The 23,088-nt window shown below is 61.4% G+C and carries 17 protein-coding genes and 7 pseudogenes; 7 read left to right on the top strand and 17 right to left on the bottom strand.

Annotation, left to right across the window (positions count from 1 at the left end):
• Window positions 1–311: 311 nt before the first annotated feature.
• A complete protein-coding gene (locus tag ACSKB9_RS35190; protein WP_438078945.1) occupies window positions 312–608 on the top strand; it encodes an HU family DNA-binding protein in 297 nt (98 codons plus the stop codon).
• Between the two features lie 166 nt (window positions 609–774).
• Here ACSKB9_RS35190 and ACSKB9_RS35185 read toward each other — a convergent pair.
• The 11 genes and pseudogenes from ACSKB9_RS35185 to ACSKB9_RS35135 all read right to left on the bottom strand — a co-directional run bounded on the left by ACSKB9_RS35185 (window position 775) and on the right by ACSKB9_RS35135 (window position 9,926).
• Window positions 775–1,199 (bottom strand): annotated as a pseudogene (locus ACSKB9_RS35185) (CopG family transcriptional regulator).
• Window positions 1,200–1,204: 5 nt separating this feature from the next.
• Window positions 1,205–3,193 (bottom strand): annotated as a pseudogene (locus tag ACSKB9_RS35180) (conjugal transfer protein TraG).
• Window positions 3,194–3,229: 36 nt separating this feature from the next.
• Window positions 3,230–4,995 (bottom strand): annotated as a pseudogene (locus ACSKB9_RS35175) (relaxase/mobilization nuclease domain-containing protein).
• Between the two features lie 251 nt (window positions 4,996–5,246).
• Window positions 5,247–5,960, bottom strand: a complete 714-nt coding sequence (locus ACSKB9_RS35170; RefSeq protein ID WP_438078943.1) for a lytic transglycosylase domain-containing protein — start codon at window positions 5,958–5,960, stop codon at window positions 5,247–5,249.
• Window positions 5,961–6,137: 177 nt separating this feature from the next.
• Window positions 6,138–6,650 (bottom strand): S26 family signal peptidase, encoded by a 513-nt coding sequence (locus ACSKB9_RS35165; protein ID WP_438078941.1) that lies wholly within the window; start codon window positions 6,648–6,650, stop codon window positions 6,138–6,140.
• Complete coding sequence (locus ACSKB9_RS35160) at window positions 6,647–7,111, bottom strand: DUF2840 domain-containing protein (RefSeq protein WP_438078939.1); 465 nt, start codon at window positions 7,109–7,111, stop codon at window positions 6,647–6,649. The genes ACSKB9_RS35165 and ACSKB9_RS35160 overlap by 4 nt, the downstream gene beginning before the upstream one ends.
• A gap of 289 nt (window positions 7,112–7,400) precedes the next feature.
• Window positions 7,401–8,282, bottom strand: a complete 882-nt coding sequence (locus ACSKB9_RS35155) for a replication initiator protein A (RefSeq protein WP_438078937.1) — start codon at window positions 8,280–8,282, stop codon at window positions 7,401–7,403.
• A gap of 22 nt (window positions 8,283–8,304) precedes the next feature.
• Window positions 8,305–8,586, bottom strand: a complete 282-nt coding sequence (locus tag ACSKB9_RS35150; RefSeq protein ID WP_438078935.1) for a helix-turn-helix transcriptional regulator — start codon at window positions 8,584–8,586, stop codon at window positions 8,305–8,307.
• Window positions 8,587–8,717: 131 nt separating this feature from the next.
• A complete protein-coding gene (locus tag ACSKB9_RS35145) occupies window positions 8,718–9,227 on the bottom strand; it encodes a DUF2285 domain-containing protein (protein ID WP_438078933.1) in 510 nt (169 codons plus the stop codon).
• Window positions 9,228–9,294: 67 nt separating this feature from the next.
• Window positions 9,295–9,489, bottom strand: coding sequence for a transcriptional regulator domain-containing protein (locus ACSKB9_RS35140; RefSeq protein WP_438078931.1), 195 nt, complete (start codon window positions 9,487–9,489; stop codon window positions 9,295–9,297).
• 164 nt (window positions 9,490–9,653) lie between these two features.
• Window positions 9,654–9,926 (bottom strand): DUF2285 domain-containing protein, encoded by a 273-nt coding sequence (locus ACSKB9_RS35135; RefSeq protein ID WP_438078929.1) that lies wholly within the window; start codon window positions 9,924–9,926, stop codon window positions 9,654–9,656.
• Window positions 9,927–10,089: 163 nt separating this feature from the next.
• Here ACSKB9_RS35135 and ACSKB9_RS35130 point away from each other — a divergent pair, with 163 nt between their 5' ends.
• Window positions 10,090–10,341 (top strand): helix-turn-helix domain-containing protein, encoded by a 252-nt coding sequence (locus ACSKB9_RS35130; RefSeq protein ID WP_438078927.1) that lies wholly within the window; start codon window positions 10,090–10,092, stop codon window positions 10,339–10,341.
• A gap of 187 nt (window positions 10,342–10,528) precedes the next feature.
• Here the strand turns inward: ACSKB9_RS35130 and ACSKB9_RS35125 are convergent.
• Window positions 10,529–11,726: pseudogene (locus ACSKB9_RS35125) on the bottom strand (DUF932 domain-containing protein).
• 360 nt (window positions 11,727–12,086) lie between these two features.
• Window positions 12,087–12,398 carry a DUF736 domain-containing protein gene (locus tag ACSKB9_RS35120; protein WP_438078925.1) on the bottom strand — a complete coding sequence of 104 codons (312 nt, stop codon included), beginning with the start codon at window positions 12,396–12,398 and terminating at the stop codon, window positions 12,087–12,089.
• Window positions 12,399–12,658: 260 nt separating this feature from the next.
• Here ACSKB9_RS35120 and ACSKB9_RS35115 point away from each other — a divergent pair, with 260 nt between their 5' ends.
• Complete coding sequence (locus ACSKB9_RS35115) at window positions 12,659–12,850, top strand: hypothetical protein (RefSeq protein WP_438078923.1); 192 nt, start codon at window positions 12,659–12,661, stop codon at window positions 12,848–12,850.
• Between the two features lie 252 nt (window positions 12,851–13,102).
• Here the strand turns inward: ACSKB9_RS35115 and ACSKB9_RS35110 are convergent, their stop codons facing one another.
• Both ACSKB9_RS35110 and ACSKB9_RS35105 read right to left on the bottom strand, forming a co-directional pair.
• Window positions 13,103–15,112, bottom strand: coding sequence for a ParB/RepB/Spo0J family partition protein (locus tag ACSKB9_RS35110; protein ID WP_438078921.1), 2,010 nt, complete (start codon window positions 15,110–15,112; stop codon window positions 13,103–13,105).
• Window positions 15,113–15,722: 610 nt separating this feature from the next.
• Complete coding sequence (locus ACSKB9_RS35105; protein WP_438078919.1) at window positions 15,723–16,811, bottom strand: IS110 family transposase; 1,089 nt, start codon at window positions 16,809–16,811, stop codon at window positions 15,723–15,725.
• An 854-nt stretch (window positions 16,812–17,665) separates the two neighbouring features.
• Here ACSKB9_RS35105 and ACSKB9_RS35100 point away from each other — a divergent pair.
• A pseudogene (locus ACSKB9_RS35100) lies at window positions 17,666–17,923 on the top strand (hypothetical protein).
• 100 nt (window positions 17,924–18,023) lie between these two features.
• Here ACSKB9_RS35100 and ACSKB9_RS35095 read toward each other — a convergent pair.
• Window positions 18,024–18,956: pseudogene (locus ACSKB9_RS35095) on the bottom strand (Ku protein).
• Between the two features lie 147 nt (window positions 18,957–19,103).
• On the opposite strand from ACSKB9_RS35095, the gene ACSKB9_RS35090 reads away from it, so the two are divergent.
• The 3 genes and pseudogenes from ACSKB9_RS35090 (at window position 19,104) to ACSKB9_RS35080 (ending at window position 20,739) form a co-directional block, all read left to right on the top strand.
• The gene (locus ACSKB9_RS35090; RefSeq protein WP_438078917.1) at window positions 19,104–19,499 is read left to right on the top strand and encodes a hypothetical protein; all 396 of its coding nucleotides are present in this window, start codon (window positions 19,104–19,106) and stop codon (window positions 19,497–19,499) included.
• A 45-nt stretch (window positions 19,500–19,544) separates the two neighbouring features.
• Window positions 19,545–19,995 (top strand): annotated as a pseudogene (locus ACSKB9_RS35085) (hypothetical protein).
• 3 nt (window positions 19,996–19,998) lie between these two features.
• Window positions 19,999–20,739, top strand: coding sequence for an SOS response-associated peptidase (locus ACSKB9_RS35080; RefSeq protein WP_438078915.1), 741 nt, complete (start codon window positions 19,999–20,001; stop codon window positions 20,737–20,739).
• Window positions 20,740–21,848: 1,109 nt separating this feature from the next.
• Here ACSKB9_RS35080 and ACSKB9_RS35075 read toward each other — a convergent pair.
• Complete coding sequence (locus ACSKB9_RS35075; RefSeq protein ID WP_438078913.1) at window positions 21,849–23,030, bottom strand: hypothetical protein; 1,182 nt, start codon at window positions 23,028–23,030, stop codon at window positions 21,849–21,851.
• Window positions 23,031–23,088: the final 58 nt, after the last annotated feature.

Raw genomic sequence — 23,088 nt, 5'->3', positions numbered from 1 at the left:
GAGAAGTTCTGCATTCGAGGTTCCCGTTCGAGAGCGCGAATCATGCGCTGGGCGCGACGATATATCCGCTTATGTCGCTGGTCGTCCCGATCGACGGTGATCAAAGGCTGACGGCCACGAAGAAACTCGCGTGGGTCCCCTTCAAGACCCGAATCAAACGTCGAGGCCCTCCTTGCATTTTGAACCTCGATGGGTTTTAAGCCCGGTGACTTCTTGACGCCGGTGGGATCGAAGAGCGCATCGCGATCGCGCTTCGAACAGAATGACGCATCCACGTGGCTCGTTTACTTTCTCTCCCACGGGGACCTATCATGGCAAAGATGACCAAGAACCAGCTGATTGACGCGATTGCGGATTCGACGCAGCTTTCGAAGGGGGATGTAAAGGCCGTCATCGAGCAGATGGCGACTGTGGGATATAAGGAGTTGAATGAATCTGGCGAATTCGTCATCCCGGGATTTGTCAAAATGTCAGTCGTAAACAAGCCCGCTACCGAAGCTCGCAGCGGCGTAAACCCTTTTACGAAAGAGCCAATGGAGTTCGCGGCCAAGCCGGCTAGCAAATCGGTCAAAGCGTCGCCGCTGAAGGTCGCTAAAGACGCGGTTTGATCAAACGGCGCTCGCCGGCGCCGACGGATCGTCAAGCAAACCATGTAAGGTCGATTATTGGTCCTCCGACATTCCGTTGCTTCACAACAATTCCTTCGTTCTTGGAGCGACGATCGTAGGTTGTCGTAGGCAAGGAACGGCGCAACAGCCTTTCTACCTAAATCATTCAGGTTTCGCTGCCCAGCTCCTGACGGTGGATATCTTCTGGCATCTCGCGCAGAAAGCTCTGCCCCTTCTGCATGCGGCGCCCGAGGGCTTCGATAAATCCTTCAAAGCGCTCCCTGCCCTTTATCTGCGCGGCTGCCTGGGCGTCGTTGGGCAACGGTGGCGTGATCGTCAGCCAGAAGCGGACGAAGAGCGCCGAGGTCTCGGCCGTCAGACCGACGTCACGCTCCAGCCTCTGCATCTGACGTGAAAGCCGATCCAGGCGACGGGTAAATGCTGCCTCCCGCCTGTCCGCTCCGTCCGGTGATAGAAACGAAGCGACAGCCGCTTCCACGATTGCAGACCGAGAAAGGTTCTTGCGATCGGCCAGATCCAGATCTGCTTCAGGAGTTCTGGCGGGAAATACACGTTCATCCGGTCGCGCATGTGTCTCAGAGCTCCATCCCTTCATCCGGGTCCATTGCGATCTGACGCGCGACGCCTCGCATCTGCTGGCGGAGAAGCCGGGTCTGGCGGACGGCATCCTCGTCGTCGTCAAGAACGGCGGCAAATTCTTCTACCGGCGTCGGTTCGGTCGTCTCCTTTGCGATCGCGACATGATCGGGAAGTTCGGGCTCGCGACGGAGGCCGCTATTCGCCGTGTCTTCCGCCGGTTGCTCCGCTTTGTCGGTTGGACGGGCGGCCGGCATCAGGGTTCCAGTTGTCGACCATCCGTCCGTTCGCGATGATCGACCTGATGCCGCCGGATCGGGTGGCGGCAAGACCCGCTCGGTGAACCGCCGGTCCTCGTAGTAGCGCACCTTTTTCGCCCGGATCGGCGGTGTGCCCGCCACCATCACGACTTCGTCCGTCGGCAGAAGCTGCATGACCTCGCCAGGGGTCAAAAGCGGCCTTGCCGTCTCCTGCCGTGAGACCATGAGGTGCCCCAGCCAGGGGTTCGACCTGTGCCCGGCATAGTTCTTCATCGCCCGCATCTCCGTCGCCGTACCCAGCGCGTCGGATACCCGCTTGGCCGTACGCTCGTCATTGGTCGCGAAGCTGACGCGGACGTGGCAGTTGTCGAGAATGGCGTTGTTGGGCCCATAGGCCTTCTCGATCTGATTGAGCGATTGCGCGATCAAGAAACTCTTGATGCCGTACCCCGCCATGAAGGCGAGCGCGGACTCGAAGAAATCAAGCCGCCCGAGTGCCGGGAATTCATCGAGCATCATCAGGACGCGATGCCGGCGGTTGCGGGCGTGCAGGTCCTCTGTGAGGCGCCGGCCGATTTGATTCAGCACCAGGCGGATCAGGGGCTTGGTCCGCGAGATATCGGAGGGCGGCACCACAAAATAAAGCGTCATAGGGCGGCTATCTGCGATCAGATCCGCGATCCGCCAGTCGCAGCGACAGGTTACCTGGGCCACGACCGGATCGCGGTAGAGCCCCAGGAACGACATCGCGGTGGATAGAACACCAGAGCGTTCGTTCTCGGATTTGTTGAGGAGTTCGCGCGCGGTCGAGGCGACCACGGGATGAGCGCCCTGCTCGCCAAGGTGCGGCGTGGTCATCATCGCCTTCAGCGTCGCCTCGATCGGACGCTTCGGGTCGGACAGAAAGCGGCGACGCCCGCCAACGTCTTGTCGACCTCGGCATAGAGGACATGGAGGATGGTTCCCACCAGAAGCGAATGACTGGTCTTCTCCCAGTGGTTCCGCTTGTCGAGCGAACCTTCGGGGTCGACCAGGACGTCGGCGACGTTCTGGACGTCGCGAACCTCCCATTCCCCGCGCCGAACCTCGAGAAGCGGATTGTAGGCCGAGGACTTTGGGTTAGTCGGGTCGAACAATAGGACGCGGCCATGCCGCGCGCGGAAGCCCGCGGTCAATTGCCAGTTCTCACCCTTGATGTCGTGCACGATGGCCGAGCCCGGCCAAGCCAGCAACGAGGGAACGACGAGGCCAACCCCCTTGCCGGACCGGGTGGGTGCAAAACACAACACATGCTCCGGTCCGTCATGGCGGAGGTAGTCATGGTCGATCTTGCCCAGCACCACGCCATCCGGACCGAGAAGTCCGGCCGCTCGAACCTCTTCCGCATCTGCCCAGCGCGCCGAACCGTAGGTCTCGACATTCTTGGCCTCACGCGCCCGCCAAACCGACATGCCGATCGCCGCCGCGATCGAAACGAAGGCCCCCGACGCCGCGATGAAGGCTCCCTCGACAAAGACCTGTGGTGCATAGGCGTCATAGACGAACCACCACCAGAAGAAGACGGGCGGGTAATAGACCTTGAATCCCATCAGTTCGAACCAAGGCCGCCCGAGTTCTGGCTGATAAGCGAGCCGCCAGGCCGTCCATTCCGGTTGCTCCCCAGATGGCGAGCAAAACGATCAGGCCGACAACGATCACCTGGCCCCAGAGGATTCTGGTTCCGGACATCCCAAGCGCCCTTTCGCAACGGAGTTGGCGAGATACCTAGAGGCCCAGATCGCGCTTTCGACCAAAGCCCCATTCGATGCCGCCGCCGTCCTTCACGACGCCGGTGACGTGTTGGCCCAGTCTCTTTTCGAGTTCGCGGGACCAAGGCACGAGTTGAAAGCCAAGACCGCTGTCGATCATGGCAAAGCGTCCCGAGGCGAGCGTCAGCCGCTGGCGATACGTGCCCGCCACGTGCTCCCCGGAGGCGGCGGCCGTCAGAGGCAGTCCGGTACTGGCCGAGACTTTTGCTGCCACCTCGTCCAGTTCGCGTCGGCGCAACGTGTTGAGGAGGTCGCGGTGCAGGATGAGACGCTGGCCCTGCCGCCGTGCCAGGCCCGCCTGAACCAGATGCTCAGTACGGGCTTCGATGGCGTCGCGAGTCTCGCGGCCGAACCCGCCCATGGCAAGCGGCAAGGGATCGCGCTCGACCAGCCGGTGGTCGAGCCAGGTCGCTCCTCTTGCGGTGACCTGCCCGATTGAGGTCGAGATCGGAGCGGATCGCGAGCACCAAGGTGGGGCGCGGATCCGCGGTTCGGCCGAAGCGCCGGACTTCGACGATGCCGCCGACCGGCGGCGCCTGGTCGAAGGCCTCGACCCCACGGAAGCGAACGTGGTGCGCGCGTCCGTCTGTTCCGTCGATCAGGGCGTAGGCCTCGCCGGTCAGTTCGTCATGCAATCCACGGGCAACCAGTCGTCCGACGATCTGGGACGTCGACGGTCCACCTTCGATGACGTAGTCGGAAACGCCGCGCGCTTCCCCTCGCTCGGCGAAGGCGCGGTGCATGGTCTTGATGATGTCGCCGCGCATGCCGAGGTCGCGCAAGCTACGCTCGGCCCTCGAGCCCGACCATCCATTCTCCCGGCGCGGCGGGTGCAGCAAGGCCCATCTTCTCCAAGTGCTGAAGGCGGCCGACCATCAGGCGCCGGATTTCGGGATCGAACGGTCCGGGATTCTCGGGGCGTAGATCGATGGCACCGGTGTCGTCGGCTGCCAGCCGGATCTCCTGATCGAGCCGCGTCCATCGCTCTGCCGTGACTTCTCTCTCCAGCGAACTGCGAATTTCGTGCTCCGGCTTTGGACCCAGTTCGATGGCGACCAGTTCCTCGGCCCGTGAGCGCAGGCCTCGGCTGATGTAGTCGCGGGAGATCACGAGATCTGCCCCCTCCTCATCGACTCCCCGAACGAGAAGATGGACGTGCGGGTTATCCGTGTTCCAGTGATCGACGGCCACCCAGTCGAGCCGCGTGCCAAGATCAGCCTCCATCTGCTTGGCCAGATCGCGCGCGAAAGCCCTAAGGTCAGTCATGTCGCCAGCGTCCTCGGGCGAGACGATGAACCGAAAATGATGCCGGTCTTCCTTGCAGCGTTCCGCAAAAGCCGTGCCGTCAGCACGGTCGCTGTCGGCATCGAACATCTCAGCTCGCTCGCCGCCTCGGGTCACGCCATCGCGCTTCAGATATGAGAGATGGGCCGTCAGTGGTGCTGAGCGGAAGGCGCGCCCTTTATGGCAAACCACGCGCGCCTTCACCACGACGCGGCGTGTGGGGTTAAGCAACCTGCCGCGACTAAAGGCGAGCCGGCCGCGGCCAAATGTCGAGCGTCCATAAGCTGCAGAACGCCTGCCAGCCGCAGCTTGACCCGAGATGTGTCCGGACATCTTCGCGGCACGTAGCACCTGATTGATGAAGCTCTTCGGCTTCGGCGCACGGGTGCCGCGGATGCGCCCGGGCCGAATGCGCAGATCGCTGTCGCGCACGGTCATGACCGAGCCTCGAAAACCACAACGGCGCCTACGGTGCCGAAAACATCCTTGAATACTCTGGCGAAAATCTTGAGCGCGGCACGCGCCCCGACCGACCGGCACGCCGGAACCCGAAGCCATGTCAATGGCTTGCGGTTCGACCGGCGAGCCCCTTTTATCTCGCCCTCCTGCCGTCGAATCTGCCGACTGCTCTCGCCCATCCGCCAATTGCTCGCCGAAGGACGCCATTGCTTGCGAACCCGCGCGCCTAGTCATCGCGATGACCCCGCATCCGATCGAGCGATAAACACGCCAGCAGCCCTGGGCACCATCTGCAAAATATCGCGTGACGAGATTGCAGTCGCTGTGCTGGTCGGAGGCATGAACGCCGACGTCCGATCGCCCGCCTTGATCAGGTCAGGTCGCGCGACGAACAACGTCGTTGCTGCTGATAACTGCTGGCTCGCGATCCAAGTCGGTGGTAGTTCGATGCCAAGCAGCTTTGCAAGCTTTGACACGTAGGCTCGCGTCTCGTCTGGCAAAGGGCTGCCCGCGAGGTGCTCTTCGTAGCGAGATGGTCCCGCATTATACGCGGCAAACACGCCAGGCGAACCATAGCGGTCGAGCAGTTCACGCAGATATGCCGTGCCTGCCAGAATGTTATCGCGCGGGTCGTATGGATCGCTGCCGAGATCATAGCGCTCGCGAAGTTCCGCCCAGGTCGCCGGCATGATTTGCATCAGACCCCTTGCGCCTTTGGGCGACCTGGCGTGCACGTCACCAGAACTTTCAATACTCAAAACTGAGCATATCCACTGCGCCGGGATCGCGAAGCGTTGCGAAGCTTCCTCGATGAATTCCGACGACGAGATGGACGCCTCACAGATCGCTGGAAGCGCGGCGGACTCGTGATGGGCCAGAGCAGCACAATGTGTGGCAAGAAGCAGCGATACTACAACCCAAACACGCGCGCCCGACTGAGCCAAGCATGCCGTCGTGCTCGCGCCCGTCCAGGGTAAAGCTGCTTCGCGCCGGCCTTTCGGCCGCCCTGGACCGGCGCTGCGCGCGCCGGCGGCCTTGAAAAACCTCAGTCGGGACGGAGGAATGGTCCCGCAATCGATCGAACAGAGGAATGGCGAGGCGAACACGTGAAATGCGCACGATCACTCCTCCCACGTCCATATCGGAAGCGCACGGCCGATCACGGCTGACGCAGGCAGAAATCCAAAATATCGACCATCAAGAGAGTTGTCCGATTGCCAATTCATGAGAAACAGCTCGCCCTCCACGACGACGTGGCAGCCCTGCCATTTCGGCAGCGGCCGGCCGCGTCCGTCGCGATCCTGCGCCTCACCCACCGCGATGGTACCGACCGAAATCGTGAGCCCATTTCTGCAGACGGTCTGCCCCGGCAGCGCCAGCACGCGCTTGAGCATGGGGACGCCAATGGGCAGATAACCGTTCAGGTCGAGGAAGGTCGCGAGCGGCTCCGGCGGCGTGACGGCGAGCAGCTCGGTGACACGGAAGCTGTTCGCCGGTCGTAGGCGATAGAGACCGATCGGCACACTTTTGGACGCATTCCAGATGTAAAGCGGCAACGGCTCCAACACCAATGTCGCTATCAGTGCAGCGGCGGCCACACTGGTTGCGGCCAGCGTCGTCACGCGGTGCGTCATCGCATCGTCCTCTGACGATGGAGCCAGGCCTGGTGGCGCGCCTTCGTGTAGGGACGCGGGTCTTCGTTGACCGACAAACGGTTATGAACGTGATGCCAATGATCGGGCGCGACATCGGCCGGATCGACGCCGAGCGCCTCAATGGCATCAATCATCTGCAGTACGCGCTCAACCTTCGGCCAACCAGAGAGCCGTAGTAGAATCTCTCCACCGGGCTTCACGTAGGGAACTGTTACGCAGGGCTGTCCGGGCGCGATCGCGCGCAAGATGTCGATACGCGAAATGATCGTGCCAAAGTCGTTGGAGGTCCAGCGGACAAAGGCAAAGATGCTGTCTGGCGCGAATGAAACGACGCGTCGGTGACGATCAATCTTCCGCTCCGCGACAACGCGACCGAACCGAATGCGGTTTTCGATACGCTTCTCAAGCCACAGCACTTCCACTTCGGTGAGGTCGCTCATGCTGCCGACCCCTGCAGCTGGCACTGGGCACCTTGTGCTTGAGGTTCGGCGATAGGCGTATTCGGCCTGCACAGGCGGGCAGGACTCGCGGGCCGCCGCTGCCGGCGGTCTCCATCGCCTCTCTCGGCCTGGTCCGTTAGAAGAAATCCGAAGGATTTCTGGTTAGTAAAGTTACGGTGGCTGGAAAGCGCCGAGAAACAACGGCTTAGGCCCGATTTCGGTCCCCGATAGCACGAGGATTGGGTCCCCGATAGCACGAGGGTTGCGGTCCCCGATAGCACGAGCTGATTCACAGATTGTCCTCCGAAGTTGAAATGAGACCGCGCCGGCGCAGGCGTGCCGTTAAGGGATCAACAGGCGTAGGCGCGAAGTTCAGTCGCTCGGCGCCGTTCGGATCGCGCGCGAGCACGAGCTGATAGCCGGGCAATGTCTGGCGCTGGACGATCTGACGAACGTCGTAGGCGAAGTGCTTAAGCGGCGAGAGGATGCCGGACTTGGCATGGAGGTGCGCAAGATCAAAACTCCAGCCGCCGCTCTGCCGACCACCGTGCTTGCGAACGAGTTGGTAGAGCCACCGCTCGAGTCCTCCCGTCAACGCGAAGTAAGCGCGATCGATCGTGAGCACGAGCGCGTCATCGATGACGCCGGCGTAGAACCAATCAGGCAGGATCAATTCGAGTCCAAGTGGGCGACCATTTGCATCTGCTGTCTCCTTCCACTCGTTGATCCAGGAGAAACGATGCCGTCGCCGCTCTGCCGGCTGGCGGATCGATGTCAGCACGGTCGTCGACTGAAGTCTGTCGAGACCCGCCTTCAGTCGGTCATAGTCGCGCGCGCCGGTGCCGCGGCCGACAAACGTCAGGATCTCGTAAGGTGTTGCCGCCATCAGGCGCGACGTCTTCAAGCCGGCGTCACGGGCTTCGACGATCTGGGAAGCAGCCCAGATCAGAACGTCCGCATCCCAGATGGTCGCCATGCCGTGTTCCGCCACGGCCTCGACACGAATTGCAATCGCACCCGCGCGGAAGTCGATCGGCACAACCCGCTTTGTTTTTGCGAGCGAGAAGAAGGGATAAGCCATCAGATCCTGTGCGTCGCGGGGCGCAAGATCGCCGGGTAGCGCCCGAAAGAGCTCAAGCTGATCGCGCTCGGAATGGTGTTTGCGCCGCATGGTCACTGCTCTAACGCGGCAATCAGCGACGTTCCTGGCCCGCATACGGGCGCAGCACCGGGTGCTTCTTGGCCGGCAGCACGGTTCCCTTCCCGGGGTCGGACGTCGATGTCTTGGTGCCGAGGTCAGCCCACGCTTTCAGGTCGTCCACGGCGTAGACGACACGTCCGCCGATCTTGCGATACGTTCGCCCGGTACCGTACGTGCGGTGCTTCTCAAGCGTGCGTCCCGAGAGGCCAAGATAACGCGCGGCCTCCGGTGTACGCAGGAAGCGCGGGGGTAGGCCGGCCATCGGATCGGGCATTTGAGAACTCCAGGGTGACGGCGCACCGCGCATGGCGGCGCCGGCGTGTGTGCGGTCATCATGGAGAAGCGCGGTATCGGAGGGGGATGCCGAAGATCGGGGCCACGATTTTCGATACCCCTGGCGGAGCGCTATTCGTCCCTGCGCTCTGGGCGTAGAAGCTTGCGGTAGCCACCTAGCATCAGTGCGAGGCCGCCTTGCACCAGGCGGATCGTTCGATTGCGTAGATCGTGCGTCTTCCAGGCACGATCGGGGATGCGCCTTTTGCCGAATAGCGCTTCGGCTATGATGCGATAGCTGCCGCCGGAACTGTGAGCATCGAGCGCACGGATTGCAGCGCTCAGGCGTTCGCGCCGCTGCTTGGATAATTGATGAAGCGCGGGCCCTGGCGTGCGTCCGTTCATCGCGCGCCACAGCCGGCGGGCTGCATAGGCGCGCGCTTCGAAATCGCCGTCAAATGGCAATTCGGCCGCGTATGACGCACCGAGCACCGGTGGCTCTTTGGACCAGACCCGGTGGTCCACCGCACCAATGCGCAGCACGGCATGCCAGCCGTCGGCGGCGCGGCGCACCTTGCCAGTTGCAAGGTCGAGCAGGCGCTGAGACGCCGAACTGCGATCGGCGGCCGAGGCGACCGTCACCGGAACGACCGCAGCTAGAACCTCAGGCGCCCAAAAGATCGTCTGCTCGTCGAAGGACCTCTGAGGTTCATGGGCGAAAGCAGATGCCCCACTTCCTCCTGAATTCGGCGGTCACTCCGCCATCTGGGCTGTTGGCGATCATCGCTTCGTAGTCGCGTCGATAGTCCGCGTTGCGGCGAAGACATTCCCAGGCGATGTCGGTGATTTCGGCGTCTTGTAGGCTCTTATAGGAATCCGGCGACCGCCAGTCGAATTCAGGCATTGCTTCCGCCCCATTGCACGCAGCTAACAAGGATTGCGGTGCAGTAACTATGAACGAGAGGGTTGCAGGAAGCCCCTGAGTTTGGCACCACGTGGTGCTTGAGAATGACCACCGGTTAGCCGGAGCAAATAGTTTAGGCTGCAAGTCTCTAGCCGACGATTCGTCTATTTTGAGCCGGCGCCGCGTAAAAGACGCCCCTGCTGGGTTACCCATTTGGCGCGCGCAAGATGGCTCTGAAATGCGGTCCGCGCGCGATCCGGCTCTCGCTCCGGATCTATATGCAAGACCACTCGAGCAACTTCGCGCCAGTCGGCTCCCTCACCCTCCGCCTGCAAAAGGCGAATGTACGTGACAACATGCTGCTCGTCATAGGCTGTCAGCGCCGGCTCGTTCGGTGCAACATCCGCGACGTCAGGATCTAGCTGCGGTTTCGTCATGACCATCCCAGCAAATAGCGAATGATCTCGAGTCTCCCTGGAAGCCCGAGATTGTCCCGACGTCTCATTTTAGCCTCATTGCGACCTAGCCGACCAGCGAGCAGCTCGAAATACACACTATAGGAGATAAACCTCATAGTATGTAAAGACGCAACTTACGCCGATGGATATGCGCAAGTTGGTCGGTCGGAATTTCGCAAGACTGCGGAAGCAAAAGCGCTTCACGCAGGAGAAATTCGCCGAAGCGTCCGGCTTCACGCAGCAATATATCAGTGACCTGGAGCGCGGCCGCCGCAATCCAACTGTTGTAACCCTGTTTGAACTCGCCAGCACGTTGGGCATCAGCCACGTCGATCTCGTTCTTCCAGACGAAGAGGCCCGAACCGAACGATCAAAACCCACTAAGCGGAAGTGATCGGACCGTTAGAAATCCATTTGAACAATCGTAGAGCCTGACCTTCCGCGAGCCGGGCCGGAGGCCCGGCGAGCGCCGGACGCGGACACGCGTCACCGCCTCCGATCCGGCTTGCCGGGTCGGCGGCGACGCACTAGCCCTTGGAAGCAAGGCAGCGTAACCGGTGCCCGGTTACGCTGCCCTATCTTCAGATAGCCCGTTCCATCAAGCGCTTTGCTTTGCCTTCCAGTTCAAGACGCGTGTCCTGATGAGCCTTGCCGCGAGCGAATGCTGTGATGCCCTGCACGAAATCAAAGATGCTTTCCGGCTTGCGATTTTCCTCGCCCAAAACGGTTTCGATCGATCTTCGATGCTTCGGATTTGGAAAACCCGCCCTTGCGGAGGAAATTCTCCCGGTCCTCGTCTGTGCGGGCAACGATCCGCTCCCGCGCTGCGTTGATCCCTGCGACAAATGGCGCGGGCGAGGAATTAGCGAAGCGCGTCAACGCAGGGGCCGCCTCATGCGCAAATCGTTGGGCGGCAAACTTGGAGTGCCGGATGGTGATCTCCTCGAAATTCTCGACGCCCCACAAATTGCGGTTCATGCAGACAGCGCGGAGGTAAAAGCTGGCAATGCCGAGCGTCTTGCTGCCGACTTCACTATTCCAGCAATAGAATCCCCGGAAATACAAATCCGGCGATCCATCCGGCAACTTGCCCGCCTCGATCGGATTGGTGTCGTCGACCAGGAACAGAAACACGTCGCGGTCACTGGCGTAGAGCGTCGTCGTGTCCTTGGTCACATCAACAAGGGGATTGTGGGTCATGGTGGACCAATCCAGTACGCCCGGCACCTTCCACCGGGTGTCACCCGTGCCATTGCCCGCGATCTTCATGACTGCGGCGACGAGTTCGTGGTCCCAGATACGGCCATAGTCCGGCCCGGTGACAGCCCGCAACTCAACGCGTCCATTGTCGGTCTCCAGAGTTTTCACGAGCTCGGCGCGATGCGACAGCAAGCCGTGCTGCAGGTTGATGGCCGACAAAGTCGCAGGTAGTTGCCGCAGGTAGGAGGTTGGCGCGCCGACCATCGTGCACAACTGGCCAAAGCTCCAATGGGTCGGCGCCACCGGCTCGTCGCGTCCCGGCACTACCAGCGCCAGCCGCTCGGAACTGTCGCGGTTCGCCTCCACGCGGATGGCCCGGCTTTCCACCGTTCGCGCCTGCGCGCGTTCGGCGCGTCCCCGCACTGATTTAAAGAGGTCTGGCAGGTTCAAGTAACGCTCATCATCCGGCCGCGCAAACCACTCGGACGACACGCGGCCGACCCGCTGGCCCCGCGAGACATCCACGCGAAAACCGCCGGACGCAGGCTGTTCGCTCTGAGACAGGTTCATCATGTTCATGGTCGTTCTCCTATTGGCTGAGGTTGAAGCGCAGCGCTGCGCTGCAACCCTGCCCGTCGGCGAGACCTGGGGTAGCAAGGGCAAGGGCGGCCGGGGCGGAGGGGGATCACCCGCCTGACAAGGGCGCGCCGAAGGCCGCGCGTCTGCACGCGCGTGACGACGACGTCGTCGTGAATATTCTTGGCGCGGAAGACCGGGGATACCGCTCCGGCCGGCACGGCGCGCCGTGCTTCACCCTTGCCCACGCGAGGGCGGAGCCCTTAGCGATTTCCTTCAACAAAAAAACCTTCTCCCTGCAAAGTGGCGCAAGAAGCAGAAAGGCCCCGCCTCCGAGGAGGCGGGGCCGAGGATCCGGTCGGATCAGTCGCCGGTGCGGCGGGACCAGATCAGGGTGTAGCCCTCGTCGCCTTCGACCTTCACCAGCGAGGCGTAGATCGGAGCCGGGAAGCTCGGATCGTCGAGCTTGACCGAGAGGTACTCGCGCTCGCTGTCGCGGGCGGTCTTCTTCCAGGCGGCGCCGAACTCGGTCACGCCGGCGAAGATGCGGTAGTCGGGCGCCTTGTCGTTATCCTTGTCCGATGTGGCGAACCTGGCCTTGATGTTGAGCGTCAGCGTCTTGATCGAGCCGATGTAGCCGTTGTCCGAAGCGGTGAAGGTGCCGATGGTAGCCATGATAGTCTCCGTTTGTTGTTCGGGCCGCGCCCATCGCGGCCTCGATGGCGATCCTTGGCCCGGGGAGCGATCGGCCCGCAGCCTTCAGGCCCGCAGTGCAGCGGAGGACGGCGAAAGCCTGCTTTTTTGTCTTTCCGCGAGGAATGCCGCGTCTTCGCGGCAGGGGAAAAAGCAGGCGCAGCCGTTGCGGGAAGGCGATCGAGGCTCTTGCCGTCCCTCGGGCCTGATCAGCCCATTCGAGGTTGCGTTGGACGCGAGCCATGAACGAACTGACGGAGACAACCATGGCGGCCGCCACCGACGACCCACAAGGACGTGGCTCGATCGATCGGGCACATGCTGACATCTGCGCATCAACGGCAAGGAAAACGCATCGTGGCAAACGCTGGCGTCCCCCGCGCAGCCTTGCTCACGAGACCGACGTCGCCGCCGGATCAACCGCCGGGCCGTGAACGCGGGATTCGCGACCATCACCCGATCCAAACTGCCAGCCTCAACTGCCAATCGCCGAAGGGCACGCCACGACGATGCGATCCCGAGGCCACCCGCAGGTGCAGACCGAAGCGATCAAGGTCGCGCTCCATGGTTGGGCCTCCTGCATCGATCGCCGTTTTGCCTCAGACGAATTCGGCCGCGCGCCGGTCAGGCGCGCGGCCGAAATTTTTGAACTTGCCGGGACCGCGTCAGCGGCCCCGGCTCGAACCTCACTCTGCAGCTTGCGAATGCATCTGCTCGTCGCCTGCTGCGGTCGGACCTTCCGTTTCTTGCTGCGGCTTAGCAGTTTGCAGCAGCGCGGGCAGCCAGTCGGTCGGGGCCAGCAGCTGCTCGGCGGCTTCTGCCATCTCGATCTTCTTCATATCTGACAGACGTTCCGCTGCCTCCGCGCTCACGCCTTCGCGGACGGCCTCGAGAATGGCGGCCTTGGTGACGCGACCGAGATAGCTGCGCGCAGTCGGACGCCAGTAGCCGGTCATGTCGAGGGCCACGGCCTCCGCCAGATGATCCGCAGCCGCGAAGGCGCGCGGCCTGCGCTCCCACGGCAGCCTGACCGCATTGACGGTGAGCGCCACGCAATGTGCGAACAGCGCCATACGGCTATCGTGATCAAGCTCAGCCACGAACGTCCACAAATCGGAAACGTCGCGCGGCATCTGCCGTGCCCAATTCGCATGGCGATCCGCCCATTCCTTGCCTGCGGGGGCATCCTCAATGCCGTCAGCATGAGCCGAGAGGTCCATCCTGACCGGCTGGATGCCGACAACCCGCGCGTCCGCGCCGACATAGAAAATCTGCGCGGCAAGCGCATGCGTCACAGCGACGACGGCGACCTCGGGCTGTTCGCTCAGATTGAGCCGCAGGCCGAGGGTGCGATGGGCGGTGAGATCGCGGACAAGAACATCGGATAGCGACGGGCCTTCATCTTCATCGTCGCCGTCATCCTCGTGCTCGCTGGGATGATCCGCCTCCCCGCCTTCGCCGACGTTCTCATCTGGCATCTGACCGTCATCGCCCTGCTCGGCCTCCGATTGCGGCTTCTCGTCGCCTGGACGAATGAAGCCACGTTCGATCCGCAACGTGCCGTCATGATTGAGGATCACGAACGCTCCGCCGCGTCCGATATCCTCAGGATCATAGGCGTGACGCTTGGCTTCCAACCGCTCGATGTCGGCTTCGAGTTCGCCGAACCGCGCGTCCACCTCGTCCGAAAGCTCCTCCGCTGTCTGATGCTGTTCGGTCAGATGATCGAATTCGGATTGTGCCGTTGCTAGCGCCGCCTGATCTTCCGCCGAAAGCTCGACCGGATGCGGATAGGTCCGCCTCATGCCATGGGCGTGCGGAAAATCGAGATGAGCCTCCGTCCATTTCCATCCTTCGGTGGCCCGCACGGCATCGGCCTCGCGGCCGAGCCTTGCGGTCACCAGAAGATCGAGCAACGCGACGTCTTCCAGATAGCCGCCGCAATCCTCGGTAAAGAGATCGCGCAGGATCGTGCCGCCTGCCTCGGTGTAGGCTTCGATCCCGACAAAGCGCACGCGGCGGTCGGTCGCGGCGACGTGGATTTCCGTGAGCATGCGACGGATGGTGCTGGCGTCGCGGTTATAGGATAGCCGCTCATAGACGCCTTCCTGCCGGGCATGATCATCGGTGATGGCGAAGGCTATCAACTGGTCAAGCGACAGTTCGCCCTCGCGATAGACCTGCATCAATCGTGGAGACACCGCGCCGAGCCGCAAGCGCTGCCGCACGACGTGCGGCGTCACGCCGAAGCGGGCCGCGATTTCCTCCGCGCCGAAGTTTCGTTCTTCCGCCAGCTTCTTGAACGCCTCGAACTGATCGGCGGGATGCATGTTTTCCCGGGTGACATTCTCGTCCAGGCTGATTTCATGCGGATCGTTCGCGGTGTCGACGATACAGCGGATCGGCTCGGTCTTCTTGATCTCCTTCCGCTTGACCCGCAGAAGCTGGGCAAGCCGCCTGCCCTCGCCGATGGTCACGCAATAGAACCCCGTGACCGCTCCTTCTCCATCCAACTCCGGTTCAATGACCAGATTTTGCGAAATGCCCTTGGCGGCGATGCTCGCCGCATACGCCTCGATCGCCGCCTCACTGTGCGGCGTCTTCCGCGCGTTCTTCGGTGACTTCTTGAGCTTGTTGAGCGGAATGAAAATCTCCGTCCCGGTCTCGGGGTTGGTTTCAACATTCTTGGCCGACATGATCAATCTCCTTTTGGCTTCATGGGTGCAGCGCGCACTCCGCGCCTGCGCCGCCGCGGATTTGGCAAGAGATCGGTCGCGCTTCCTTTGCAGGGTGCAGCAGCTGCTGCTGCAACCCTGCCCATCGGCGAGATTGGGGTAGCAAGCGGAAGGCCCCTTCGCGGGGAACCAGAACGCAAGAAAATTGACGCCCTTCGCTTGGCGGCAGTTTCTTGCGTTCTGGGCGGAAGGGGCTTGCAGCGCGCGAGGGCGAAGCCCTTAGGCCTTTGCGGCAGCAGCCGCATAATGAAGCGTCGCGCCGAGGGAACGAAAAAACGCAAAACAGGGTTTGGCCGTCAAGACGGTCAAGCGTCTTCCAAACATTTGCGCCAGTCGCGGCCGGCGCTATCTAAAGAATCTCTACGAGGGAGCCTGGGTCTCTTCGCGGTCTAATCAGCGCAATTTCGTCAAGCTGGCCGCATGATAGGGTTCGTTCAGAAGAGGGTGCCGCCATGGGTAGCTCGGCGTGTCGATCGACAAATGGTCAATTATCGCCATCCCGGTCCTGCGCGGTCACCATCCCTTCCGTCCCCTCGCGGAGATACCTTTCGGCGTGAGCCGAAAGGATTCCTCAGGCCGCTGCCGAGCTGGCCAATTCGCCACCTTCTGTCTTGTTGCTCCAGCGGAAATCCTGCTCGTTTATCCACATACGGTGCAGGACGATGGCCAACTTGCGGGCGACGGCAATGCGCGCTCTGTTGAAGCCACGCCTTTTGGCAACCTTCATTCCCCAGGCCCTGAGTGTCGACCATTTCCTGCTGGATGACAGCAAGACTGTGGCGGCCTGAACCAGGTGAACACGCGTCATGGAGTTGCCGAGCCTGGAAATGCCCTCTTTATAATCCGTTTCTCCCGACCGGTACTGCTTTGGTGTGAGGCCGAAATAGGCACCGATATCTTCGTCGTTGGAGAAGCGGAGCGGATTATCGACGGCTGTGACAAAGGACAGCGCGATGATCGGTCCGACACCCGGCGCGGTCATCAGCCGTCGGCAGACCGGGTTATTTTTGGAAACTGCTTCCACACGCCGGGTCAGAATGTCCAGGTGCTTGCAGAGGTCCTCGTAGAGGTCGAGGGACGGCATGATCCCATCGCTCAATGTGAGGCCAAGCTCGTCAGCCTTGACGAGAGTCGCCATCACTCGTTCGCGGAAAGTCTTGCTGTTGACGTTGCCGCGCGGCACGAGGAGCCCGAACGGTTTGAGGCTGCCGGTGATGTTGTTCTCGAGCCCGACCCTTTGCTGCACCAACTGTTGCCGTAAGGTGAGCAGCGTCCGATCCTCCTGGCTGCAGCGAGCGCGGACGGTGACGGGCCGGATAAACTCTCCTCCCATACGCACGAGCTGCGCGAGACCGCGGGCATCGTTCTTGTCCGTCTTGTTGCGGTACGTCTTGAGAAACCGGTGCGCTTGGAACGCTTCAAGACATATCAACGGCAGCCCCAGCTTCGTCAGTTCGATGTGCAGCCAGGCGCTCATCGCTCCTGCTTCAATGCCGATTCTGACGATGGAAGAGATCTGAATATCCTTGGCAACCAGCCAGCCGTGAATGTCGCTTGGCCGCGTCAGTGACTTCCCTTCGACAACTATCTTGCCTTTAGCATCTACAACGCAGATTGCCGTCTGACGCTGCGATACATCCAATCCAATGTAGCATTGCATAGATGCTTCTCCTGTTGGGCTGCAGAAAAGCAAAAGGTACTTCATTCGCCACAGAACCGGTCCGCGGCTACACTATGGGTAGCAAGTGCCAGGGCAACGCGAGCGGAGGGGGATCACCCGCCCGTAAGGGCCGCTCGTAGGAGCGGGTCTGCACGGGCGCATGTCAGTCGTTCTCCGGAGTGAAGGACCAGAGAAAGCACGGAAGACCGGGGAGACCGCTCGTGGCGGCGCCGGCGCCAAGCCGGCGCTTTACCCTGGCGCGCGCGAGGGGCGGAGCCCATTAGATCTCTAACGGGAGAATGCTGGGCAGCTCGCGAGGGTGAAACACGAGAGGCAAGAGTGAGGGAATCAAAAGAGGCACCCGCAGGAGGGTCAGCATAGCGCCGACGCGTAGCGGCGGGACCCGGGACCGAGTGCAGTCGCAAGACCGGTTAAGAAGGCACCCGAACGCGGGACAGTGATAGCGACGCCGGCATGCAAATGACGGCGGGGCCCGCGAGCGAGTGCCTCCGGCGAGCGACACGTTATGTTGCGCGAGGGATCAAAGCCGGAGGCCGAGACGCTACGCGGCTCGGTTCACGCGAGCCCGGTGCGGCGCTAGCCGCGCGCGCCCAAACGAAATCCGGGAAAGCCAAGACGAGAGAATCTGCGACTTCCTCGCGAACTTTGGTCTGCGCGTCAAAGATTCGGATCTGAGGCATCGGGAAATGATTTGCAGCTCTTCGAATGCCGTGGCGCGATCGCTCATTGCACGCCAAACCTTGCTCCTTCGTCATTACGAATCCCAGCCCTGTGCTAACGGGGGAACGAATGACGGACATAACGATTCGTCGTACTGGAGCTATTTCAAGCTGATGACGCGAGCACGAAGGCCAGCGATACGGACGCTGCACGGATGGGCGATCCAGGTGCTCCAGGAAGCGGCCGCCATCCGCGAGTGCAATGAGCACGGTTGGATGTAAGATCGCGCCGATCCGCACGCAAGGGAGCGGGCGTTTGAAATCGCCCGCGGAGACCCGCCAGCAGGTGTCTCCCCTGATGCCGCGGTGGTAGAGGTTCGCGACGTGCTGAACTCGATCGGTGATACCTGCCCGGAATGCCCTCAAGACTAGAACGGCTGGTGCCGAACCTCAACGCCAGCCCGGCCCTTTTATTTCAGCGGCCCAGCTTTTTCTCCACGCGCTTCCGTAGTCACCGGATGCTTCACGACACCTAAGCCGACTTCCGCTGCGGCTTGGCCGCCGGCTTCTTCGCCGCGGCCTCTTTTGCCGGCTTCTTACCTGCGATCGGCATCAGCATTTCCTTCTGCCCGGCCGCCGCCTTGCGCGGCTTTTTGCCTGGCTTCTTGGGTGCCTCTGTCGCGGCCGCCGCGTCTCTGCCAATACTCTTACGCAGCGCGTCCATCAGGTCCACCACGTTCTCGCCGCGAGGACGCGCTTTCGCGGTGATGGGTTTGCCGGCGCGCTACTGGTTGATGAGATCGATGAGGGCGGTCTCGTACTGATCTTCGAACTTGTCCGGCTCGAAGTGGCCTGCCTTCTGATTGACGATGTGCCTGGCCAGGTCGAGCATGTCCTTCGTGACTTTGACGTCCTGGATATCGTCGAAATACTCGTCGGCGGATCGGACTTCGTAGGGATAGCGCAGCAGCGTCCCCATCAGCCCCTTGTCCAGCGGCTCCAGCGCGATGATGTGCTCGCGATTGGTCAGCACCACGCGACCGATCGCGACCTTGTTCATCTCACGGATGGTCTCGCGGATCACGGCGAACGCGTCGTGCCCAACTTTGCCATCTGGGGTCAGGTAGTAAGGGCGGATCAGATAGCGTGGATCGATCTCGCTACGGTCGACGAACTCGTCGATCTCGATCGTTCGCGTCGATTCCAGCGCGACGTTCTCGAGCTCCTCCTTCGTCACCTCGATGAAGGTGTCGGTGTCGACCTTGTAACCCTTGACGATGTCCTCGTTGTCGACCTCCTCGCCGGTATCGGCGTCGACCTTGGCGTACTTGATCCGATGGCCGGTCTTCCGGTTGAGCTGGTTGAACGAGACCTTTTCGGATTCCGACGTGGCCGGATAGAGCGCTACCGGGCAGGTGACCAGGGAAAGACGCAGGAAGCCTTTCCAGTTAGCGCGAGGGGCCATTGCGAGGGAACTCCATTACTGACGCCGGATTCTAAGACGAGCGGGCCGGCTTGGTTCCGACATCGCGTCCCCCTCCAACAGGATGATTTTTTCACGATGAGGGTCGGAGCGGACTCGACTTTTGTTCTTGTTATGTTCTAATTCGGAATGACCGATCGACCCGCGAGCTGGCGTATGCCGACCCCGAAGCAGATGGAAAAACTGGCCGCTGAAGCTGCTCGTAGGCCCGGCCCCTCCGCGACGGCTCCGGATGCGCCGCTCCCGGCGGAATATTGGGAATCGGTCCTGAAAGGCCCTCGCGCCAACGAGACCGGAGCCGAGAGGCGGCAGCAACGTCTTTCCGAGATTCAACGCCATGTGCTGCGCATCTCATGCCGTCGGTGCGAGCGGACCGTGGAAATCCAGACTGGCGATGCAGTCCGATTGTATGGCGGCAACGCGCTTTGGAAGGACGTGGCGCAGCGATTGCTCGACAACACCTGCCAGCAGCGCACCGGCCGGCATGAAGAAGACGGGTGCTGGCCGGCGTTCGAGACGTCCTAGACGGTTCCGGATCGCGATCCGATCTCTTGCGTTTGGACAGTCCGGATGGCCCCGAAGTATCACCCCACGCCCCTGTCGGGCGGCGATCGCAAGGCTCTGGCGAAAGAGCTCGGTAAGGCACGCGCGATGGCCAACATGCTTGCTGCCCAATCGGCGGAGATGCGGGCCAAGGGTGAGGCCATGATCCAGCAAGCTGAACAGGCTGCTTTGCGAAAGCTGGAATGAGCGCATGTGGAGCGATGGAGAACCTATCGATCCATCGCCCACCATCGACCAGGCCGTGAACGGAGGCTTCCCTTGGCTCGAGATCAGGTGCACGCGCTGCAAGACGCCCAGCGACGTCGATCTGGCGGCGATGAAGCACCCTCCAACCACCTTCGTGGACGATCTCGCAAGCCGACTGCGCTGCCGCAAATGCGCCAAGGCCGGCCGGCGTCCGTCTGCGACTCTGCTACAGTTGGCTTGGCAACCTCGCCACCCTCGAACCGAAGCCTGATTGATGTGCAATCTCTATTCGATCACGACAAACCAGGCCGCGATCAGCGCGCTGTTTCGCGTCGTGAACCGATACGTCGGCAATCTGGCGCCGATGCCCGGCGTGTTTCCGGACTACAAGGCACCGATCGTGCGCAACGGAGCCGAGGGGCGCGAGCTCGCCACGGCGCGGTGGGGAATGCCGTCGTCATCAAAGGCGTTGATGGACGCCACCAAAAAGCGAGCCGAAAAACTGCAGGTCAAGGGCAAGCCGGTCGATTTTAAGGAATTGCTCAGAATGGAGCCGGACGGTGGCGCGACCAACATTCGCAACGTGAAGAGCAAACACTGGGCCCGCTGGCTCGGCGTCGAAAACCGCTGTGTGGTGCCGTTCAACTCCTTCAGCGAGTTCAATAAGGCCGAGGGCGGCGACATCTGGTTCGCGCTCGATGAGACCCGTCCCCTCACCTGCTTCGCCGGCATCTGGACCAACTGGACGTCGGTCCGGAAGGTCAAAGAAGGCGAAACCACCAACGACCTCTACGCGTTTCTCACGACGGGGCCTAACGCCGAGGTCGGCGCCATCCATCCCAAAGCGATGCCGGTGATCCTGACGACGCCCGAAGAAGTCGATGTCTGGATGACGGCCCCTCCAGACGAGGCACTGAAGTTGCAGCGGCCGCTCCCGGACGGGACAGTCCAGATCGTCGCCCGCGGCGTCAAGGAAGATACAGCCGAGCTAGAACGTGACCATCGAGAACGGTGACGATCGAGCAGCTTCGTCGGTCCGCCGTGCCACAAAACAAGGGTTACCCGCCCTGATTGTACCGCGCCGTCTTCGCCGCCCAAAACGTGCTTGCCGATCCGCCTGATGGCCTTGCCGATTTGCTTTGCTTTCTGCGTTATGGTTCCGCCGTTGACGACGGCCGCGACTGCGCCGATGGCTGCAACGCTATCCGCCTTCATTAGCGCAAGGAGGCCAATGGAGGAGACCAGGAGGGCACCTTTAGACGTGTTTGTTAGTATCTCCTCGCTCTTTTTGTTCCACCACTGGTCGATGCCCATGCGGAAGGTCTTAGTAGCGTTTAGGACCTCCTGCTCCGGCGCTCGCCCCTTCTTGAACGCCGCGACCATTTCCCGGATGCGCTCGAGCTCGGCCTTCATCCGCTCTAAGTCGGAAAATTCAGCGGCTACCCGCGCCCGCGCCTCGTCAGAATTCGGCCGCTCGGCGTTCAACACTTCAAGCTTGGCATCGATCTGCAGCACAAGGCCATCGATCGCGAGATTGATCTCTTTCGTATTGGCGACGACGGCTTTGCCGATTTTGCTGTTAGCCTTTTCCTTCTTGGGCTTGGGGATTACCAGTAACTTGCGAAGCTCGGCCACGTCGAGAGCTCGAAAGTTGCGATCGTTGCCCGGTCGCTTCCGCATCGGCTCGCGGCTAAACGTCTCGCCGATTAGCCAGAACTCGTCGAAGCTGGAAAGGGGCTGCTTGGCATGCCGCGAGTAGTCACGGAAGCGCTCGTAGCTCCGCTGCAGCCGGACAGGATCGATCACCTTGGCAAGGTCGAGCACGTACCTGCGCTGGCGGTCCAGGTCCGGGCGCTCAATCATCATGTCACCCGGAAATATGCGGCCGGCGCCGCTGTCGCGGACCACCTTCCATTCCGCCGCGGTGAAGATTTCGGTGACCCGCCGCTTGAACTCCGTCTCTGTGATGCGATCCCGCTCACTGAGCTTCCGCAGATTCTCGGCGAACTCTCTATCGACTTTAGTCTGCTTCTTCTTTGTCATTTCTTCTCCCCTGCGTAGTACACACGCAGAAGGAGCGAATTGCAACCGGCTCACGTAACGCCAGCGGCACTGTTTGAGTTGCTAACCTGACGCTGCCACCGCCATTGCGCCTTCCGCAGGACGATAAGTCCACTCGACACCTTCCTGTCCAGTTCCTAGCAAACTGAGGACGGCACAGGGCAGGTCTCTGGACGCAACCTTGCGCCGCAGAAACTCTGCTTGGGCGCGATCATGCGTGGAGAGCAGAACTTGATATTTGCGGTCGGCGACTAAATTGCAGACGAAGTCAGCGAAGGCTGCCGAATGAATCGCATCATTGTGTTGCAGCGGATCGTCAAGAACCAGCCCCCGCCACCGAGACCACGGGTAGGTTAGGCTGGCTGCACAGAGCATACTGACAGAAAGGGCTGCCATCTGTCCCTCGCTGTGCACCAGAACCGGGTCAATTGATCCGATCTCAGCGGGGACCTCACCTTCCTTAGTAGCGGTCTGTTCAACACGGCGATTCTTGACGTGCAGTTCAATTCCAACTCGTGGGTCACACAAAATTGCCCGATTGATCGACTTCATCAAGCTGTCAAGCGGCCGCATGTAGCTGGTATTGAAATCTGCCAACTCGTCGAGTATGTCCGCGCTAGCGGCTTGAGCAATATCTTTCGTCTCGCGCGTTGCTCGGGCAAGTCGTGATTTCGCGGCAACGCTGTCGGTCGCCTCTTTTCGAAGCTGTAATCTGTCGCTGTTTGGTGCGCCGCTCACCGCCGTTCTTAAGCGCTCTAGGGCGGTGAGGTGGTTGTCGACCAATGTCTTGGCTGCCCGACCATCACGCAATTGCCTTAGTAAATCGTCCGCTTCTCTCAGCTTCTCTCGGGTTGCAATAACGACCGTCGTCAATTCTCTGAGTGAGCGTGTGTTGGGTTCCTGCGATTGGGTGACATTCAATGTCTTCCAGGTTTTGACCGCCTCGGTCTTTCCTCGGGTCGCAGTAGCGATCTGGTCAGCTGCTTGCAGCTGACGCGCTCGTGCAGAAGCTGCTGCAACGTCAAGCGATGCCAATTGATGTACGAGCGTCTCCCGTGTGGAAGTCGCCTCTTGACTGGCTTGCTCCGCGGAGATCAGGTCACCTTCCAGTCCAAGTATCGCCTCAGCAAGTTTAGTCTCACGAAGCCCGCCGACGACTTCGTCGAGCTCGCGGACCGAAGCAACTGCAGCGTCGAGCTCTCTCGCGACGCTAGTTTGCGCCTGAGCTGCAGCATTGAATTGCACCTGAGCTCGATCGCGTCGCCTCACCGCCGACGCGTGCTCTCCTCCGGGCACAAAAAAA

This window comes from Bradyrhizobium sp. BR 1433, assembly GCF_051547665.1.
Lineage (GTDB): Bacteria > Pseudomonadota > Alphaproteobacteria > Rhizobiales > Xanthobacteraceae > Bradyrhizobium > Bradyrhizobium australafricanum.
This window is presented reverse-complemented; position numbering and strand designations above follow the sequence as displayed.